Here is an 18087-nt window from a genome sequence, read left to right as displayed (position 1 = left end):
ACGCGCCAGACGCCGGCGTCAGTGCGCGCCGGCGGACTTGCTCAGGTCGCTGGGCGACCACTGCGTGTACACGCAGGCATCGGCCACGGCCCAGCGCACCTTGACCGTGTCGCCCGGCTTCATGGGCATGCCCGCCGCGGACAGGGCCTTGACCGTCAGTTCCGTCCCTCCGGCCGTGACCACATGGCAGGTCTGGCTCTCGCCCAGGAACAGCACCTCCGTCACCTTGGCCTGTACCTCGTTCCAGCCACCGGGCAAGGGCTCGCGGCGAGCCTGTTCGTCGCTCAGCGCCAGGGCCTTTTCCGGCCGCACCATCACCAGTGCCTCCTGACCGGACGCCAGGCCCGGCGTCAGGCGCATCGCCAGCGGCTGGCCCTCGAAGCTGCCCGCGCCTTCGCCCTGGGTGGTGATTTTGAGGAAGTTGGAGTTGCCCAGGAACGAGGCGACGAAAGCATTCGGCGGGTTCTGGTACAGGTCGTAGCCGCTGCCCAGCCCGACGATCTTGCCGTGGCTGAAGATCGCGATGCGCTGGGACAGGCGCATGGCTTCTTCCTGGTCATGGGTCACGTAGACGATGGTGATACCCAGGCGCCGGTGCAGCTGACGCAGCTCGTCCTGCAAGTCCTCGCGCAGCTTCTTGTCCAGTGCGCCCAGGGGTTCGTCCATCAGCAGGATGCGTGGCTCGTACACCAGTGCCCGGGCGATCGCCACCCGTTGCTGCTGGCCGCCCGACAGCTGGGCCGGGCGGCGGTGGGCGAAGCTGTCCAGTTGCACCAGCTTGAGCATGGCGTCGACCCGCTTGGCCGTCTCGCTGGCGCCCAGCTTGCGGATCGCCAGGGGGAAGGCGATGTTGTCGCGTACCGACAGGTGCGGGAACAGCGAATAGCGCTGGAACACCATGCCGATGTCACGCTTGTGCGGCGGCACCTTCACCAGTGACTGGCCTTCGACCAGGATCTCGCCGCTGCTGGGCGTCTCGAAGCCGGCCAGCATCGACAGCGTGGTGGACTTGCCCGAGCCGCTGGAGCCGAGGAAGGTCAGGAACTCGCCGTCCTGGATCTCCAGGTCGAGGTTGTCCACGGCGGTGAAGTCGCCGTAGTGCTTGTTCAGGTTGCGCAGGCTGACCAGGGTCTTGGGCTGCGCGGATGGGTCGCGGACTGCACTCATTGTTATTGTCTCCGGGCGCTCAGGCGCTGACTTCGTTGCGCCGACGCAAGGCAGCGGCGATGACCATGACCAGGACCGACAGGCCGATCAGCAGCGTCGAGGCGACGGCGATCACCGGGGTCAGGTCCTGGCGCAGGGTGGTCCACATCTTCACGGGCAGGGTCTGCAGGTTGGGGCTGGCCATCATCACGCTGAGCACCACCTCGTCCCATGAGACCAGGAAGGCGAACAGCGCACCGGCGATCATCCCGGGGCGAATCGCCGGGAAGGTCACCTTGACGATCGCCTGCACCCGCGAGGCGCCGCAGATCACCGCGGCATCCTCGATCGACTGGTCGAACAGCTTGAGCGAGTTGATGATCGAGATGATGGTGAACGGCAGGGCGACGATCACATGACTGACCACGAACGAGAACAGCGTGCCGGTGTAGCCGAGCTTGAGGAACAGCGCGTAGACCGCCACGGCGATGATCACCAGCGGCACGATCATCGGCAGGGTGAACAGGCCATAGAGCATCTCGCGACCCGGGAAGCGCCCGCGCACCAGGGCGAACGCCGTCGGCAGGCCGAGCAGCACCGCGCAGACCGTGGTAAGCACTGCCACTTTCAGGCTGGCCAGGGCCGCGTCCATCCACTCAGGGTTGGAGAAGAACTGGCCGTACCATTTGAGCGTCCAGCCAGGCGGCGGGAAGACCAGCCACTGCGAGGAGCCGAACGACAGCAGCACGATGAACAGGATCGGCAGCAGCAGGAACGCCGCGATCAGGCCCGTGGTGGCATACAGGCCCACCCGCAAGGGGCGGCCCATGGCATTGGGGGACAACAGCATGATGGCTTACCTCGCGTTGCCGACCGGGGACTCCGGTTGCAGCTTCAGGAAGAAGAAGAACAGCACCAGGGTGATCAGCACCAGCAAGGCAGCCGCCGCGCTGGCCAGGCCCCAGTTGAGGAACGACTGGACCTGCTGGATGATGAATTCGGGCAGCATCATGTTCTGTGCACCGCCGAGCAGCGCCGGGGTCACGTAGTAACCCAGCGACATCACGAAGACCATCAGCGCTCCGGAGAACAGCCCCGACCGGCACAGCGGCAGGAACACCCGGAAGAAGTTGGTCCACGGGCTGGCGCCGCAGATCGAGCCGGCCTGCAGCACCATCGGGTCGATGGCGTGCATGGTCGCCTGCAAGGGCAGCACGATGAACGGGATCATGATGTAGCTCATGCCGATCACCACCCCCGTGAGGTTGTGCACCATCTCCAGCGGGGCATCGATGATGCCCAGGGCCATCAAGGCCTTGTTGATCACCCCCGAGGCCTGCAGCAGCACCAGCCAGGAGTAGGTGCGCGCCAGCAGGCTGGTCCACATCGACAGCAGGACGATGTTCAGCAGCCAGCGGCCCCAGCCCTTGGGGACTAGGGTGATGGCCCAGGCCAGGGGAAAGCCCAGCAGCACGCTGATCACCGTCACCAGACCGGCCACCGAGAAGGTGTTGAACAGCACCCGTGCGTAGGCCGAGTTGGCGAACAGCTGCTCGTAGTTGCCCAGGCCCGGCACCGGCTCCAGCACGCCGCGCAGCAGCAGGCCGATCAGCGGCGCGAAGAAGAACAGGCCGAGAAACAGCAGGGCCGGCAGCAGGTTGCGGCTGCCGCGCCAGCGCTGGCCCAGGGGCGGGCGGCGCGAGGCCGCCGGCGGCGCGGTACCGGGGTCGGCCCCCGGCGCGCTCTGCAAGGCATTGATGGCGACTTTCATTTGACCAGCCACTCGTTCCAGCGGGCGGCGATGGCCTGGCCGTTCTTGGCCCAGTAGGCGAAGTCCAGGGTGATCTGGTCACTGACGTGGGCGGTCGGCAGGTTGGGCGCCAGCTCCGGCTTGAGCTTGTCGACGCTGTCCAGGTTGACCGGGGCGTAGGCGGTCAGGTTGGCGAACTCGGCCTGGCCCTCGGCACCGCTGGCGTGGGCCAGGAACTTCATGGCGGCGTCCTTGTTCTTGGCGCCCTTGGGCACGACCAGGAAGTCGGCCATGACCAGGTTCTGCTTCCAGCTCACACCGACTGGCGCGCCGTCCTGCTGCAGGGCATACACACGGCCGTTCCAGAACTGCCCGATTGACGCTTCACCCGAGGCCAGCAACTGCTGGGACTGTGCACCGCCGCCCCACCAGACGATGTCCTTCTTGATGGTGTCGAGCTTCTTGAAGGCACGGTCCAGGTCCAGCGGGTAGAGCTTGTCGGCCGGCACACCGTCGGCCAACAGGGCCAGTTCGAGCACGCCAGGGCTCGGCCACTTGTACAGGGCGCGCTTGCCAGGGTAGGTCTTGGTGTCGAACAGGGCCGACCAGTCGACCGGCTTGCTGGCGCCCAGCTTGCCTTCGTTGTAGCCGAGCACGAAGGAGAAGAAGAACGAGCCGACACCATGGTCGGAGACGAAGCGCGGATCGATGCGGTCGCGCTTGATGGTGTTGAAGTCCAGCGGCTCGAGCAGGCCTTCGCTGGCGGCACGCAGGGCGAAATCGGCTTCGACGTCGACCACGTCCCACTGCACGTTGCCGCTTTCGACCATGGCCTTGAGCTTGCCGTAGTCGGTCGGACCGTCCTGGACGACCTTGATCTCGGTCTGCTGGGTGAAGGGCATGGCCCAGGCTTCTTTCTGCGCGTCCTGGGTGGTGCCACCCCAGCTGACGAAATTGACGCTTTCGGCGGCGACCGCAGCCTGGCATGCCAGGGTCAGCAGGCTGGCGGACAGCACTGCGCTTACACGTTTGCTCAACAGCATGGTTACACCCTCGTGACTTTTGTTATTCGAGGCGAGTGTTCCGATGTGACTCGCCCTGTATTCGGGGAGCAGCTAGACAAAGTGGTGCAGGGCCGTGGTGGACGCGGGCTCGACGGCCTGAGCTTTCAAGGTCTACGGGATATCATATTATGGTATTCCAAACTTTTCGCAAGCATTGTTGGCGACCGGCCATCACTCTGGTGACCGGTCTTTCCGCGCACCTGTCCGTCAGGCGAACGGAATGCTCTGGACCACCTCCAGCTCATAACCGGCCAATCCCGCGTACTTGAGCGGTGGCCCCAGGTGACGGAGCTTGCCCACGCCCAGATCCTGCAGGATCTGCGCACCGGTCCCCACTTCAGAATAGGTCTTCACCTGGCCCCGCTGGTAGGGGCGGGGAGGCTGGGTCAAGTGGGGGACCCGTTCGAGCAGCGCTTGCGACGACTCGTGGTTGGCCAGCACGACCACCACGCCGGCCCCTTCGGCGGCGACCCGCTCCAGGGCCGCCCATAGCGTCCAGTTTGCAGGCCCCGCGTATTCGGCACCCACCAGGTCACGCAGCGGATCGATGGCGTGCACGCGTACCAGGGTCGGCTGGTCACGGTGGATCTCGCCCATCACCATGGCCATGTGCACACCCCCTTCGATGCGGTCCTCGTAAGTCACCAGGCGGAAGGTGCCATGCACGGTCGGCAGTTCCCGTTCGCCGATGCGTTCGATGGTGTGCTCGGTACTCAGGCGGTGGTGGATGAGGTCGGCAATGGTGCCGATCTTGATGCCATGGCGTGCGGCGAACACTTCCAGGTCCGGGCGGCGCGCCATGCTGCCGTCGTCGTTGAGCACCTCGACGATGACCGACGCCGGGGTGAAGCCGGCCAGGCGGGCCAGGTCGCAACCGGCCTCGGTATGCCCGGCGCGGGTCAGCACACCGCCTTCGCGCGCGCGCAGCGGGAAGATGTGACCCGGTTGCACCAGGTCTTCAGGGCGGGCATCGGGTGCCATCGCGGCGGCCACGGTGCGGGCCCGGTCGGCGGCGGAGATCCCGGTGGTGACCCCCTCGGCCGCCTCGATCGACACGGTGAAGGCCGTGCTGAACGCGCTGCCGTTGCTGGGCACCATCTGCTCCAGGCCCAGTCGCTGGCAATGCTCGTCGGTCAGGGTCAGGCAGATCAGCCCACGGGCTTCTCGCGCCATGAAGTTGATCACCGAGGCATCGCAGCGCTCGGCAGCGATCAGCAGATCGCCTTCGTTCTCCCGGTCTTCGTCGTCCACCAGCAGGACCATCTTGCCTTGTCGATAGTCGTCGAGCAGTTCTTCGATGCGGTTGAAAGCCATGGGCATGCTCACCTGTCACAGGGGTGTTTTGTGGTATACCATCATACACAAATACACCGCCCATAGGAGCGCTGCCTCATGAAGGCCTACTGGATCGCCCACGTCGATGTGACCGACCCGCAGCAGTACCAGCAGTACACCCAGCGTGCGCCCGCCGCGTTCACTGCCTACGGGGGACGGTTCCTGGCCCGGGGTGGGCGTAGTGAGGCACTGGAGGGACGGCCGACGCCGCAGCGTAGCGTGGTGATCGAGTTCGACAGCTACGAGCAGGCCCTGGCGTGCTACCGGTCTGCGGCGTACCAAGAGGCCTGCCAGCATCGCCAGGGCGTGGCGAAAGCCGAGGTGATCATCGTCGAGGGGTTCGAGTCCTGATCCTGGGTTCGACGTTCGGTTGAGTCTGCGTGCAGCGCAGGTGTCTGGCGTCACGCCATGAGGACGCCAGACTGATCGCGCTCGAGCCGACAGGGCTCATAGGCCCAGCACCGCGATGGAGTACGACAGCGCGAGCCTGGGCCGAAGCCCCAGCCCGCTGTCTGCGTCTCAACGCTCCGGATTGATCCCCGCCAGGCTGCACGCTGCGCCCAGCAGCGCCAGGTGCGTCAACCCTTGCGGAAGGTTGCCCAGGAAGTGCCCCGTGTCGGCCTCCACCATTTCTGCATAGATCCCGACGCCGCGGTGCAGGCCTGCGATCGCCTGGTCGAACATCCGGCGCGCGCGCTCGCCTTCGCCCAGCAGGTTGAAGGCCTGCACCATCCAGAACGTACAGGCCAGGAAGCAGGCCTCTTCTTCGTGCACATGGCTGTAGCGGTAGTGGAAGGCGCCATGGCGCAGCTCGTCGTCGATGGCCTCCAGGGTGGACCGCAGGCGTTCCTTGTTGGGATAGCCGAAGCGCACGGCCAAGGCCAGGGAGGCATCCACGTCGTCGCTCCCCTGATAGAAGGCGTACGCCTGGCGGCGCTCGCTCCAGCAGTGGGTTTCGATCCATTCATAGACCCGCTGACGCTCGCGGTTCCAGCGGTCGCGGCAGGTGGTGGGCAGGTGCCCGCCATCGGCCAGTTCCACCGCTCGGCTCAAGGCCTGCCAGCAGCTGATCTTCGACATGGTGTAGTGACGTGCTTCGGGCAGCTCCCAGATGCCGCAGTCGGCCAGGCGCCAGCTGTCGGCGCAGCGGTCGGCCAGCCCTGACAGCACCATGGCACTGGACGCATCGAGGATGTTGCCCTTGTCGATGAAGCAGCGCGCGGTCTCGAAGATGTCGCCGAAGATGCCATGCTGATGCTGGTCCACCGCACGGTTGCCGACGATGGGCGGGGAATGCTTGTAGCCGGGCAGGTCGATGGGCGAGGAGGTCTTGCCCAGGCAGCCATCCAGCGTATAGCAGACCTGTGGACCGTGCTCGCCCAGGCGTTTGAGCAGCCACTTGAACGCGGCCTGGGCCTCGGGCAGCGCGCCGATGCCGATGAACGCTTCGATGGTGTAACCCGCATCGCGTACCCAGGCGAAGCGGTAGTCGTAGTTCTTGTCGCCACCGATGCGCTCGGGCAGGGAGGTGGTCGCGGCCGCCATGATCGAGCCGCTGGGGGAGGACAGCAGCAGCTTCAGCGCCAACGCGCTGCGCACGACCAAGGCATGGTCGTCACCCTCGTAGAGCAGGCCTTCGGACCACTGTCGCCATTCCTTGTCGGAGCCATCGATCCGCGCGTCGATCAGGTCCAGCGGCGGTACCACCAAAGGCTCGTCATACCCGGCGACCAGGGCCACCACCTCGCGCTGGCCCTGTTGCAGGGTGATGTAGGCCTTCAAACCCAGGTCATCGAGGCGTTCGACGCGGGTATGGCGGCTGTGCAGGAAGGTGCCGAGCACCTTGCCTGCATGGAACACGCAGCCATTGTCGTTGGGGGTCAGGTAAGGCGCGATCTTGTTAGCCTGGGTGCCGAACGCCATGTCCACTTCGAAGGTCACGGTGCCTTCGAGGCACTCCACGCGACGCGCCAGCTCCGCCCAGGGCAGACGCCCGGCTGGGCCGCTGTTGAGCGATTCGGTGACGCGCGCCTTGCCGCCTGCCGTGCTGAACAGGGTTTCCAGCACGTTGCTGCCGGGCAGGTAGCGGCGTGCCACGCTGAAGGTGCCCTGAGGACGGAGCTGGAAATACCCGCCCGTCTGGGGGGCCAGGATGCGATCGAACAGTGGCGGCGAATCCATGTGCGGCACGCACCACCAGTCGATGCTGCCATCCCAGCCTACGAGGGCCACCGAGCGGCCATCGCCCAGGGCGCCATAGGCTTCCAGCGGCAGATACCCATCGGCGTCACGCGCCGGGTCCGCCTGCTGCCATCGTGTCGTCGAAGAATCGTTCATGAAGCCCCACTTTGCCAGAGGATAGAAAATGAACAGGCATCCCTCGAGCGCGGGTGAGGCGTCCACCGGTCCGGCACGCACCGCCCGGCGTGCCCGAGTTCCGGCGCCTCGATGATGCCCTTTTGCTATCGACCGACGGGGGTGCAGAGGGTTCGTCTTTTTCGCACGGCGGCGTCACTCAGGCGCGGTGCTCCAGGCACTCGAGCAGGGCGAAGAACTCCTGGGTCAGGCGATGCCGCGGCGCCAGCTGGGCCAACGGCAGGGAATGCTCGTGGGAGTCGCGCATCTTTACCGAATGGCTCAGGTACGCAGGCAGCACCGGCAGGCCTTCCGTGATCAATTGCGCCACCAGTGTCGAATGCAGTGCCGTGCGCCCATCGAACTGATTGATCACGATACCTTCGACCACCAGCGCTTCGTTGTGGTCCTGACGCAGTTCCTCGGCATGCGCCATCACCTGCAGCAGGGCCTGATGGGAAAAGCGGTCGCAGTCGAAGGGAATCAGCAGCCGATCGGCGGCGACCAAGGCGCTGAACGCATAGAAATTCAGCGCGGGTGGCGTGTCGATGTAGATGCGTTCGTACTCTTCGGACAACTCCAGCAGCAGCTTGCGCAGCTTGTTGATCTTGAACTTGCTCTCCAGCCGTGGCTGCAGGTCGAGCAGCTCGGCGCTGGCGGTCACCAGGTGCAGGTGATCGTGCCGGGTCTCGGTGATCGCGACACGGTTCTTCAGGCCGGCCGCCTTGCCCGCGAGTGTCTGCTTGAAGAAATCGGCAATGCCCGAGGGGACCTGTTCGCCGCTCAAGCCGGTGAGGTAGTGGGTGGCATTGGCTTGGGCGTCGAGGTCGACCAGCAGTGTTCGATAGCCTTGCGCAGCGCTGCACGCGGCCAGGTTGCAGGCGATGCTGGACTTGCCCACGCCCCCTTTTTGATTGAAAACGACACGGCGCATCGGAGGTGCCTTCCATGAAGAGCCCGTGGGCCCGGAGATGACGGGTGTGACAGTGGGAAAGAGGTTATGACGTGGAGATGACAGTTTTAAGACAAGCGTCTTCGGCTGTGCAGCCCTGAGCGCGAGCGTCCAGGGCTGCCGGAGGGCGACAGGCGTGTTCAGGCGGCGCCGTGATCGGCCATGGCTGGCTTCTGGTAACGCTCGTAGAACTCCAGGGTTGCCAGGTTCTTGTGCTTGGCCTCGAACATCATGTCGAACCGGTCCAGGAATTCCAGCGCGTAGCGATTGGTCCAGTCGTTCCACATCCGTTCGCTGTGCAGGTACAGGTCGCGCTTGTTGACCTGCTCCAGCAGCGCGGGCATTTCCAGCTTGTGGTCGGCATCGAAGCCCAAGGCCTGCAGGCGTTCCGGGGGTTGCGAGTAGTGCATGGTCGGTCGCACGTCGCGCCAGCTGTCGACGATGCGTGCCACTCGGGCACCGTGGGGGTCGATGTAGTCGTTCTCGTGGATCCAGCAATGATGGATGTCGAGCACCACCGGGGCTAGGTCGGCCAGTTGCAGGCAATCGTCGACCCCGTAGGTCTTCTCGTCGTTCTCCAGGGTCAAGGTGTTGCGCGCCACCTCCGACAACCGCGGCCAGACGGCGCGTGTTCCTGCCACGCCCAGGCGTCCGGCGATGTGGACATTGCACTTGAAGTCCTGGAAGCGCCGGCCATAGCCCATCATGCGGATCATGTCGGCGTGGTACTCGAACTCGGCCAGGCTGTTTTCCACCACCTCCGGGCGGTCCGAGCCCAGCACGCAGAACTGGCCTGGGTGGAACGACAGCCGGATATCCGCTTCCCGGGCGTATTCGCCGATCCGCGCGAAGCGCGCTTCGAGCAGGCGCTGGACGGCAGGGTCTTGGTAGAACCAGGCCACCTGTGGGTGGCTGTACAACGGCAGCAGATCGCTGCTCAGGCGCACCATGTGCAAGGCAGGCGGCAGCGTGTTGACATGCTTGAGCAGCCGCAGCTGGGCCTCGAGGTTGTGCTTGACGACCTCCAGCAGCTTGGCGCGTGCCGTTTCCACGCTGGCGCTGTTGATCCAGCGCAAGGTCGTGGTGCGAGGGTTGTACGTGCGCTCAAGGGCCTCCAGCTCTTTGTTCGGCAGAGTTCGGTGAGGGTGGCGGTACTGGCAGGCAAAGCCCAGGCGGGCAGGTAAGGGCATCGTCGGCTCCTGGTTCGGACGTCTTCGATAGACCGCACCGGAAACCCTTACGATCCTTTCGTTTCAGCCTGGGGTGTCTGCCGAGCGTCGAGGCAGGTCGTCGCCGCTCACCACCTGATTGCGTCCGCCGCGCTTGGCCCTGTACAGGGCGCGATCCGCCTGGCTCAACACATCAGCGGGTACTAGCTGGTCGTCGGGGGAGCCGTGCGCGACGCCCAACGACACCGTGACCGTGCCGATCGGCTCGATGGGCGCAGCTTCAACACACAGGCGCAGGCGTTCGGCCACCGCCAGCGCCACGGCCTGACCCGCGCCTGGCAGCAGCATGAGGAACTCCTCGCCACCTGTCCGGCACAGCAGATCGCCTTCGCGGCAGCCGGCGCGCATCAATTCGGCCAGTTGGCGCAGCACGTGGTCGCCAACCTCGTGTCCATAGGTGTCATTGACCCGCTTGAAGTGGTCCACGTCCAGGACGATCACGGAAAAACCCCGGCGCTCCGCCCCGAGCACGGCCAGGGCATGGTCCAGTCCGCGCCGGTTGACCAGGCCCGTCAAGGGGTCGGTCTGTGCGTCATGGCTCAGGCGGCCGATGCGTTCCTGCAGCAGGTTGAGCCCGAACAGCAGCGCACGCTTGAGCTCTTCGGCCTCGAAATACCAGGCCCGTACGTTCTGCAGGTGGTCCCGCGTGTCGACATGGTCCATCTGCCGTGCCCCGGCGGCCAGTTGCCACAGGGGGCGGGCGATGACCAGGGCCAGCCACCAGAGCAGCGCGATACCCAGCAACACCAAGGGGGCTGACAGTTCGAGCATGCTCAGCACCAGCCCTTGCAGCGGTGCCACGGTCATGGCCTGAGGCTGCTGCGCGACGACGCCCCAGCCGGTACTGGGCACAGTGGCGAAACCGGCGAGCATGGGCACGCCCTGGCTGTTGGTCAGGCTGCGCGTCCCGCTGGTGTGCTCGGCCAGTTCATCGAGCATGGCGTTGCCCTTGACCTGGGTGCCGACCCGCGCCGCGTCGGGGTGATAGAGCAGGCGCAGGTGCCGGTCGACCACATAGAGGTAGGAGCCATCCTTGTGAAACTGTTCGCCCAGCAACGTGTTGAGGATATTGTGCTGGCGCAGGTGCAGGCTGCCGCCGACATAACCCAGGTACTGCCCATCGGCGCCGTAGATCGGTTGCGACATCACCACGACGAGGTTGTTGGCCACCGACAGGTAGGGAGTGGAGACGATCGGCCGACGTTCGTGCAAGGCCTCCCGCGCGCCAGGCGTCTGCAACTGCCGGCCGATCATGGGTTGAAGCGCGGCCGGCGAAATGGCGCGCATGACGCCACGGGCATCCACCGCGAAGGTCGAGTTGAAGGCGCTGCTTTGCCGCAGCAGGCGGTCGGCTTCCTCGGCCAGGGCCTGGTCGTCGTTCATGTGGCGCGCCTGGACGCCGGCACTGACGGCCAGCTGCTTGAGTGCGCTGACGACGAAGGCTTCGGTGGTCGAGGCCAGCTTTGCGGCATAGACCCGATTCGACTCCAGTGCATGATCGATCAGCAGTTGCCGCTGGACCCGGTAGCTGGCGAAGTAGCTCGTGCAGAGCATGACCAGCGCCGTCAATGCAGACAGCGACAGGATCAACGTGCGCAGCGTCAGGCGAGGGCCTTGCTTGGCGTTCGGCAAACCTGACCTCAACAGCGGGGGGAGGGTGAAGGCATTACTTTAACCTTTTCAAGGCGAAGGAGCCATCGACCGAGCCAGGCGTCGTCCCAGCGGGCATGAGGACGGAAACGCCGTTTTCTGGCCATTGAGAGGCACTATGACATCATTCATCCAAATCAGCGTGCGTTTCGCAAGCGGCTGGGTACACTGATCCCTCATCAGGCCAGCCAAGGAACCGCGGCGCGCCCCTCGTTCGTGGATCTTGGCATGCTTACAGGCAGTTATTCCTCTTCACTGGTCGCCATCTCGCTGGGCGTGGCGATCCTGGCGTCCTACACCGCTCTCGACCTGAGTGGCCGAATCGCCACGGCGCGCGGTCGCGTGGCCTATGTCTGGATGAGCGGTGGCGCGCTGGCGATGGGGGTGGGGATCTGGTCCATGCACTTCATCGGCATGCTGGCGTTTCGCTTGCCGATCGAGCTGGGCTACGACCTCGGGTTGACCGCGCTATCCCTGCTGATCGCCGTGCTGTCCTCCGGTTTCGCCTTGTGGCTGGCCAGTCAGCCTCAGTTGCCGCTGACGCAACTGGGGCTGGGTTCGCTGATCATGGGCAGCGGTATCAGCAGCATGCACTACACGGGCATGGCGGCGCTGCGCATGCAGCCAGGCATCGACTACGACCCGGCCCTGTTCATGGCCTCGCTGGCCGTCGCCGTCGGCGCCTCGGCAGCCGGGCTGTGGATCGCGTTCCGCCTGCGTCAGCACACACCCTATGTGCGCCCGATTCGCGCTGCGGCTGCCGTGCTGATGGGGGTGGCGATCGTCGGCATGCATTACACCGGCATGGCGGCCGCCAACTTTCCCGAAGGCAGCGTCTGCGCCGCGATCGCCGACGGTCTGAGCGGTTCCGGGCTGTACTACACGGTGCTGGTCACGACCCTGGCGGTGATGGCCGTGGCCCTGCTGACGTCGGTGCTGGACGCACGCATGCAGGTGCGTACCGCACACCTGGCGCGCTCGTTGACACAGGCCAACCAGGAACTGGTCGAGCTGAGCCTGCACGATGCCTTGACCGGCCTGCCCAACCGGGCACTGTTGACAGAGCGCATCGACCAGGCGATCAGGCAGGCCGATGAGCAGGGGGGATGCTTCGCCCTGATGTTCATCGACCTGGACGGCTTCAAGCCGATCAACGACGCCTACGGCCATCACCTGGGCGATCAGGTGCTCAAGGCCGTGGCGGCACGGCTGCGCGCCGACCTGCAGGCACGGGACACCCTGGCGCGCATCGGTGGCGACGAGTTCGTGCTGCTGGCGCACCTGCAGAACCCCGACGATGCGTTGGACCTGGCCGCGCTCCAGGTGGAGCTGGTGTCGCGCCCGTTCGACATGCTCGACCAGCGCCTGGCCATGTCCGCCAGCCTGGGGATCGTGGTGTATCCGGGCAATGGTCAGGGCGCGCACGAGCTGTTGCGCAACGCCGATGCGGCCATGTACCACGCCAAGGGCAGTGGCAAGAACGGTTATCGGTTCTTCGATGCGTCGATGAACAGCAATGCCCGGCTGCAGGTCCAGCTGATCCAGGACCTGCGGATGGCACTGGCAGAGGGACAGTTCCGCCTGCATTACCAGCCCAAGTTCGACGCAGCCTCCGGCGTGGCGATCGGCGCCGAGGCCTTGTTGCGCTGGCAACACCCGGAGCAGGGCCTGCTGTCACCGGACCGCTTCGTGAGTCTGGCCGAAAAGACCGGGCTGATCGTGCCCATCGGCGCCTGGGTGCTGGACGAGGCTTGTCGCCAGATGCGCGTCTGGAGGGACATGGGGTTCGAGGGCTGGCGCATCGCGGTCAACCTGTCGGCGATCCAGTTCTGCCATGCCGGGCTGCTCGACAGCGTCGCCCGCGCCTTGGCCCAGAACCAGCTCCCCGCCAATTGCCTGACCCTCGAGATCACCGAGACCACGGCGATGCACGATGTCGAGGCGAGTCTGGCCGTGCTCGGCAGGCTCGCCGACATGGGGGTCGATCTGTCCATCGATGATTTCGGCACCGGCTATTCGAGCCTGATGTACCTCAAGCGCCTGCCGGCCAACGAACTGAAGATCGACCGTGGCTTCGTGCGTGACCTGGAACACGACAGCGACGATGCCGCGATCATCTCGGCCATCGTCGCCCTGGGACGGGCGCTGGGGCTGCGCATCGTCGCCGAGGGTGTGGAAACCGAATGCCAACGCCACTTCCTGACCCAGCTGGGCTGCGATGCGCTGCAGGGGTATCTGCTGGGGCGGCCGATGCCGGCCGATGCGTTGCCAGTCGTGGGAGTGCGCGAGGCAGGGAGGGTCGAAGCAGGCGATCCGGTCGCGTTGGACGACGCAGAAAGGGCTGGCCAAGGGCTGCTGCCGCTGTCGGTGGTCAGCCAGGCAGCGCCTTGAGTGGGAGGGGGTTGAGTTCCACCCAAGGTCATTTGCGTTTTACACTGACGGCTTACCTCATCAGCAGAGACGGATCTCGTGAGCAAAGCACTCCTCCAGGCCGCTGCCTCAGGCCAAACCGCCGAGCTGCGCGCGCTGTTGGCCAGCGGTGACGATATCGAGTCCACCCACAAGGCCACGGGTCGCACGGCACTGATCGAAGCAGCCATCAAGGGGCATACCAACACGGTCCAGTGTCTCATCGAAAACGCTGCACGCATCGACCGCACGGATGAAGCGATCGGCTACACCGCCCTCGGCTGGGCAGCCAACCAAGGGCATCTGCCTGTCGTCAAGGCATTGCTGACCGCACATGCCTGCGTCGACCTGCAGACGTCCACCTTTCAGCATACCCCCTTGATGGTCGCCGCCCAGGAAGGCCACCAAGCCATCGTGGCTGCGCTATTGGCTGCCGGCGCAGGGGTGAACCTGCAGACGGGCGACGCGCGCAATGCGTTGTCGATGGCTCAAGAGCGTGGCCATGAGCAGGTTGTGGCCACGCTGCAGGCCTACGGGGCTGCGCCGCCGGTACCTCCCGTGGAAATATCGATACCTTGGCCTGCCGTCTCGCTTGACGCATCGGACGTGGACGATACGGATCCTGTCAGCGTACTGCGCGGGTTCCTGTTGGCCATGCATCGTTGGGAGACGGATTGCTACGAGCAAAGTCAAAGACAGTCGGACGATGAAGGGCTGGACTGGCCGGCCATCCAGCACAGCCAGAATCAGATATTCGAGCGCTTCTGCACACCCAAGCCGCGTACGTATGGGCGATTGGGCAGCTTCGGCTTTCCCCCGACCTACTCACCTGACGACACGCTGATCGATGTCGAGCCCCTTGCCCGGCGTACGCTGCTCATGACCCGTCAGGCCCCCAGTACGCGGTTGCGTTACGAAATGCTGTTCAGCCTCGTCAGGAAGGGTGGCGTCTGGCGGGTGGACACGAAAAAGGAACGTGCCTGGGGTTCACTGGATAAATGGGAAGTAGGGATCTTGTGAATACAGCCGCAGCGATCATGATGAACGCCGTGAAGGCCAGACAGGACATCACGCTTCACTGTCTAGGGTTCGGCCGGCATGCCTCGTCCTGAGCACGCGAGCGAAGCATGCCAGGCCATTCGGAGCGCGCTGGGGAAGCCACTGTAGTCCAGGGTCGGCCGACCTAGCCCGCGTGGCGCAAGGTGCAGTAAGGCACGAAGGCCTCTAGCTCTGCCTCTATGGCTTCGATGATGCGCTCGACGTCGGCGGCGGCCATGATCGCCGTGCAGGGAATGCCGGCGACCGCCAGCAGCGTTTCGCCGGTGGACCGGTCGAAGACGCGTGCGATCAGGCTGCGCGGCGCGTCCATGGTCGCTTCGAAGCCCAAGGGGTGAAAGTGCCAGCGCATCACTTGGCATGCATTGGGAAAGGTCATCTTGTTCATGGCCAGCCTCCTTGTTCTCGACGTCGAACACGGCGATGGCGCCACCGAACCTCGGCCTGCGCGAAGGGTAACGATAGCACCTGAAACGCCATCTTCGCGTACTGATCGTGACAGGCGCGTGAACGCAGCCTTGTCCAGTACGACCAACGTCGTGGGCGGGCAGACCGTGTTGCAGCGGCAAGCGTCTAGTGCGCGGCTTCTGGCTGATGACACGCACGTTCAAGCACGCGAGCGTCTCTGGGTTTTCCGACCAACGGTTGGCACGGTTACGTCTTGATCCGGTGATGGGCGTTGATCGTCTGGACGTGCCGAATGCGGTACCATTCCCCGTGGCCCCGCGCCGAGGCGCTGGCGGGCGGAGCCGATCTCACCAAGCGTTCATCCCGCGTGCACAGGACCTCGTTTTGCCCAGTCTTCCGCTCAACCCGTTGTCGCACTACCTCGCTCGCCTGGCGCCGTCCAGCCAATTGACCATGCGCTACGTGCTGCAGGACGTCGCCGACCGCCTGGGGTTCGACGATTGCGACATCGCCGACGTGCCCTGGCATCAGCTCGAGGCTGGGCACGTGATCGGGCTGGTGGCAGCCCTGCGCACCGATGGCTTCGCGCCCAACACGTCGTCGCTCTACGTCAATGCCATACGCGGCGTGATGAACGAGGCCTGGCGCCTGGAGCTGATTTCTCACGACCGGTTGCTGAAGATCCGCGAGGTCAAGCCCGCCAGTGGCAGCCGCCTGCCGCCGGGACGCAACCTGCGCCGCAGCCTGATCCGCGAACTGATGGATGTCTGCGCTGCCGACCCCCGGCCGCAAGGCATCCGAGATGCGGCGATCATCGCGTTGCTCTACGGCACCGGCATGCGCAAGTCGGAGTCGGTGGACATCGACCTGAGCCAGGTGGATTTCGAGGAGCGCAGCGTGCAGGTGCTGGGCAAGGGTAACCGCCAATTGATCAAGTACGCGCCGCCCTGGGTCTTCGAGCGGCTCCAGGCCTGGCTGAGCTTTCGTCGCGAGGCATTGCCCCCGGGGCTGGAAGACGACAGCTTCCTGTTCAATCGTATTCGCCGTGGCAACCACATCACCCGGGCACGCATCACCAAGCACGCCATCTACTACATCGCCCGCCAGCGGGGCGCGCAGGTCGGGATCAAGATCATGCCCCATGACTTTCGTCGTGCGTTCATCACCCGGGTGATCGAAGAGCATGACCTGTCGATTGCCCAGAAACTGGCGCACCACGCCAACATCCAGACCACCGCCAGCTACGACCGCCGGGACGACAACGAACGGCGACGTGCGGTGGACCGCTTCGACTATTGAAGAGAAGCGCGGCAGGGCAGGGCTGGCTTACTGCGGCGCGCCGAACAGACCGGTCCAGTAGATGCCGGCATCGCTCTTGGGGTCCACGGCATAGGCGGCCCCCAGCTCGGTGAAGTCCGGATTCATCAGCGTGGCACAGTGTCCAGGGCTGGCCAGCCAGCCATCGACCACCTTGCGGGGGGTATCGCGCCCGGCGGCGATGTTCTCGCCGATCTGCCGGTACAGGTAGCCAGCCAGCTCGGCACGATCGCCGGGCGTGCGACCTTCCTTGTCGAGGTGGTCGAAGTAGTTCTGGTTGGCCATGGCGCGGGTGTGAGTGGCGGCCACGCCTGCCAGGGTCGTGTTCCAGGTGAGGGCGCCGGCCTGGGCGAAGGGTTGGCCGCCGCACTGGCGCGGCAGGCTGCGCGCAGCGTTGATCTCCTGAAGCAGTTTCTGCCCTTCGACCTGCCAATCGCCCAGCCGTCCACTCAACAGCGGACGGGCCAGCACGATACGCCAGTCGCGGCCTTCCTGGCTCACGCCGATGTCGACGAACTGGGGATCAAGCACGACCTGGCAGAAGCTTTCCTCGATCACCTGCATCGCGGCTTGGGCATTGCGAGGGCCTGAAAGGCTGATGGCCTGGACATTGACCATGGGGTAGGCCGCCTGGGTCATGGCCTGCTGCAGGTCGCGGGTGCCTTCCGGAGACAGCGCCAGGCGTGTGTCGCTGTTGAGCGGCGCCAGTTCCAGGGAGGCTTCACCCCCGCAGGCCTGGGTCTGGCTGCGGTAGTGGTTGATCGAATCGATCAGCTGCGTTTCCTCCCCGCTCATGGCGTGGGCCAGGGTGAACGGCCCCACGCTCAGCGCCACGAAGGCAAGGCAGGCAGCGGATGACAACACGCGCATGAAGATCTCCCTATGACTGGCAGCGGCCCGAGGCTGCCGGACCATCCTACACAAGCCGTTTGCGTTTGGCCCGGACTGAACTGCACGGTGGCCGCAGGCAAGAGTCGATAGACCGTCGACAGGGTGAAAAGTGCGATGGGGGAGGCTGACAATTCTGGCGCGCGGACGCTGTGCCGCCGCAAACGCTGCTACTTAAGCTCCTGCATTGTGCATCGCATTGATGATCTGACAGGCCTAAGTCTACGTTGTGGGAGCGGGCTTGCCCGCGATGCAGGCGGCGACGAACCCGACGCTATCGCGGGCAAGCCCGCTCCCACAAGCTGCTTGCGCAGCCATACCTACGCTGACGACTGCAGAGGTCTGGGTGGGAGCTGGCTTGCCAGCGATAGGGCCTTGTCAGGCGCCACCCGCGTCGCGGGTAAGCCCCACAAGCTGCTTGCGCAGCCATACCTATACTGACGGCTGCAGAGGTCTGGGTGGGAGCTGGCTTGCCAGCGATAGGGCCTTGTCAGGCGCCACCTGCGTCGCGGGTAAGCCCATGCAGCC

General features: G+C 65.1%; 14 protein-coding genes and 1 pseudogene. 4 read left to right on the top strand and 11 right to left on the bottom strand.

Annotated elements, in window-relative coordinates:
• Positions 1–18: 18 nt before the first annotated feature.
• The 5 genes from APT63_10955 to APT63_10935 all read right to left on the bottom strand — a co-directional run bounded on the left by APT63_10955 (position 19) and on the right by APT63_10935 (position 5274).
• On the bottom strand, positions 19–1167 hold the full coding sequence (locus APT63_10955) for a branched-chain amino acid ABC transporter substrate-binding protein (GenBank protein AMA46107.1): 1149 nt from the start codon (positions 1165–1167) through the stop codon (positions 19–21).
• A 19-nt stretch (positions 1168–1186) separates the two neighbouring features.
• Complete coding sequence (locus tag APT63_10950; GenBank protein AMA46106.1) at positions 1187–1996, bottom strand: polyamine ABC transporter permease; 810 nt, start codon at positions 1994–1996, stop codon at positions 1187–1189.
• A gap of 6 nt (positions 1997–2002) precedes the next feature.
• A complete protein-coding gene (locus APT63_10945) occupies positions 2003–2917 on the bottom strand; it encodes an ABC transporter permease (protein AMA46105.1) in 915 nt (304 codons plus the stop codon).
• Positions 2914–3939 carry an ABC transporter substrate-binding protein gene (locus APT63_10940; GenBank protein AMA46104.1) on the bottom strand — a complete coding sequence of 342 codons (1026 nt, stop codon included), beginning with the start codon at positions 3937–3939 and terminating at the stop codon, positions 2914–2916. The genes APT63_10945 and APT63_10940 overlap by 4 nt, the downstream gene beginning before the upstream one ends.
• A 228-nt stretch (positions 3940–4167) precedes the next feature.
• Positions 4168–5274 (bottom strand): 3,4-dihydroxy-2-butanone 4-phosphate synthase, encoded by a 1107-nt coding sequence (locus APT63_10935; protein ID AMA46103.1) that lies wholly within the window; start codon positions 5272–5274, stop codon positions 4168–4170.
• A 78-nt stretch (positions 5275–5352) separates the two neighbouring features.
• Between APT63_10935 and APT63_10930 the strand changes: the two genes are divergently transcribed.
• A complete protein-coding gene (locus tag APT63_10930) occupies positions 5353–5646 on the top strand; it encodes a hypothetical protein (GenBank protein ID AMA46102.1) in 294 nt (97 codons plus the stop codon).
• Positions 5647–5814: 168 nt separating this feature from the next.
• Here APT63_10930 and APT63_10925 read toward each other — a convergent pair whose 3' ends face one another.
• The 4 genes from APT63_10925 to APT63_10910 form a co-directional block, all read right to left on the bottom strand.
• Entirely contained in the window at positions 5815–7632 is a 1818-nt protein-coding gene (locus APT63_10925; GenBank protein ID AMA46101.1) for a glycosyl hydrolase, read from the bottom strand.
• Between the two features lie 178 nt (positions 7633–7810).
• Positions 7811–8584 carry a cobalamin biosynthesis protein CobQ gene (locus tag APT63_10920; GenBank protein ID AMA46100.1) on the bottom strand — a complete coding sequence of 258 codons (774 nt, stop codon included), beginning with the start codon at positions 8582–8584 and terminating at the stop codon, positions 7811–7813.
• Positions 8585–8742: 158 nt separating this feature from the next.
• On the bottom strand, positions 8743–9792 hold the full coding sequence (locus APT63_10915; GenBank protein ID AMA46099.1) for a UV damage repair endonuclease UvdE: 1050 nt from the start codon (positions 9790–9792) through the stop codon (positions 8743–8745).
• A 63-nt stretch (positions 9793–9855) separates the two neighbouring features.
• Entirely contained in the window at positions 9856–11463 is a 1608-nt protein-coding gene (locus APT63_10910) for a diguanylate cyclase (protein AMA46098.1), read from the bottom strand.
• Positions 11464–11709: 246 nt separating this feature from the next.
• Between APT63_10910 and APT63_10905 the strand changes: the two are divergent.
• Positions 11710–13743, top strand: a pseudogene (locus APT63_10905) (histidine kinase).
• A gap of 207 nt (positions 13744–13950) precedes the next feature.
• On the top strand, positions 13951–14910 hold the full coding sequence (locus tag APT63_10900) for a hypothetical protein (GenBank protein ID AMA46097.1): 960 nt from the start codon (positions 13951–13953) through the stop codon (positions 14908–14910).
• A gap of 163 nt (positions 14911–15073) precedes the next feature.
• Here the strand turns inward: APT63_10900 and APT63_10895 are convergent, their stop codons facing one another.
• Positions 15074–15334: a hypothetical protein gene (locus APT63_10895; GenBank protein AMA46096.1), complete on the bottom strand. Its 261-nt coding sequence runs from the start codon at positions 15332–15334 to the stop codon at positions 15074–15076.
• A 404-nt stretch (positions 15335–15738) separates the two neighbouring features.
• Between APT63_10895 and APT63_10890 the strand changes: the two genes are divergently transcribed.
• Positions 15739–16653 carry an integrase gene (locus APT63_10890; protein ID AMA46095.1) on the top strand — a complete coding sequence of 305 codons (915 nt, stop codon included), beginning with the start codon at positions 15739–15741 and terminating at the stop codon, positions 16651–16653.
• Positions 16654–16680: 27 nt separating this feature from the next.
• Here the strand turns inward: APT63_10890 and APT63_10885 are convergent, their stop codons facing one another.
• Positions 16681–17541 carry a hypothetical protein gene (locus tag APT63_10885; protein AMA46094.1) on the bottom strand — a complete coding sequence of 287 codons (861 nt, stop codon included), beginning with the start codon at positions 17539–17541 and terminating at the stop codon, positions 16681–16683.
• Positions 17542–18087 lie beyond the last annotated feature (546 nt).

The sequence above is a fragment of the Pseudomonas monteilii genome, from assembly GCA_001534745.1.
GTDB lineage: Bacteria > Pseudomonadota > Gammaproteobacteria > Pseudomonadales > Pseudomonadaceae > Aquipseudomonas > Aquipseudomonas alabamensis.
The sequence above is the reverse complement of the archived record's forward strand: the minus strand, read 5'-3'. Positions and strand labels throughout refer to the sequence as shown.

Excerpts from the sequence above, each read along its gene's own strand:
- APT63_10915 (AMA46099.1), bottom strand. The coding sequence starts at position 9,792 with ATGCCCTTACCTGCCCGCCTGGGCTTTGCCTGCCAGTACCGCCACCCT.
- APT63_10925 (AMA46101.1), bottom strand. The coding sequence starts at position 7,632 with ATGAACGATTCTTCGACGACACGATGGCAGCAGGCGGACCCGGCGCGT.
- APT63_10955 (AMA46107.1), bottom strand. The coding sequence starts at position 1,167 with ATGAGTGCAGTCCGCGACCCATCCGCGCAGCCCAAGACCCTGGTCAGC.
- APT63_10945 (AMA46105.1), bottom strand. The coding sequence starts at position 2,917 with ATGAAAGTCGCCATCAATGCCTTGCAGAGCGCGCCGGGGGCCGACCCC.
- APT63_10935 (AMA46103.1), bottom strand. The coding sequence starts at position 5,274 with ATGGCTTTCAACCGCATCGAAGAACTGCTCGACGACTATCGACAAGGC.
- APT63_10895 (AMA46096.1), bottom strand. The coding sequence starts at position 15,334 with ATGAACAAGATGACCTTTCCCAATGCATGCCAAGTGATGCGCTGGCAC.
- APT63_10930 (AMA46102.1), top strand. The coding sequence starts at position 5,353 with ATGAAGGCCTACTGGATCGCCCACGTCGATGTGACCGACCCGCAGCAG.
- APT63_10885 (AMA46094.1), bottom strand. The coding sequence starts at position 17,541 with ATGCGCGTGTTGTCATCCGCTGCCTGCCTTGCCTTCGTGGCGCTGAGC.
- APT63_10920 (AMA46100.1), bottom strand. The coding sequence starts at position 8,584 with ATGCGCCGTGTCGTTTTCAATCAAAAAGGGGGCGTGGGCAAGTCCAGC.
- APT63_10940 (AMA46104.1), bottom strand. The coding sequence starts at position 3,939 with ATGCTGTTGAGCAAACGTGTAAGCGCAGTGCTGTCCGCCAGCCTGCTG.
- APT63_10950 (AMA46106.1), bottom strand. The coding sequence starts at position 1,996 with ATGCTGTTGTCCCCCAATGCCATGGGCCGCCCCTTGCGGGTGGGCCTG.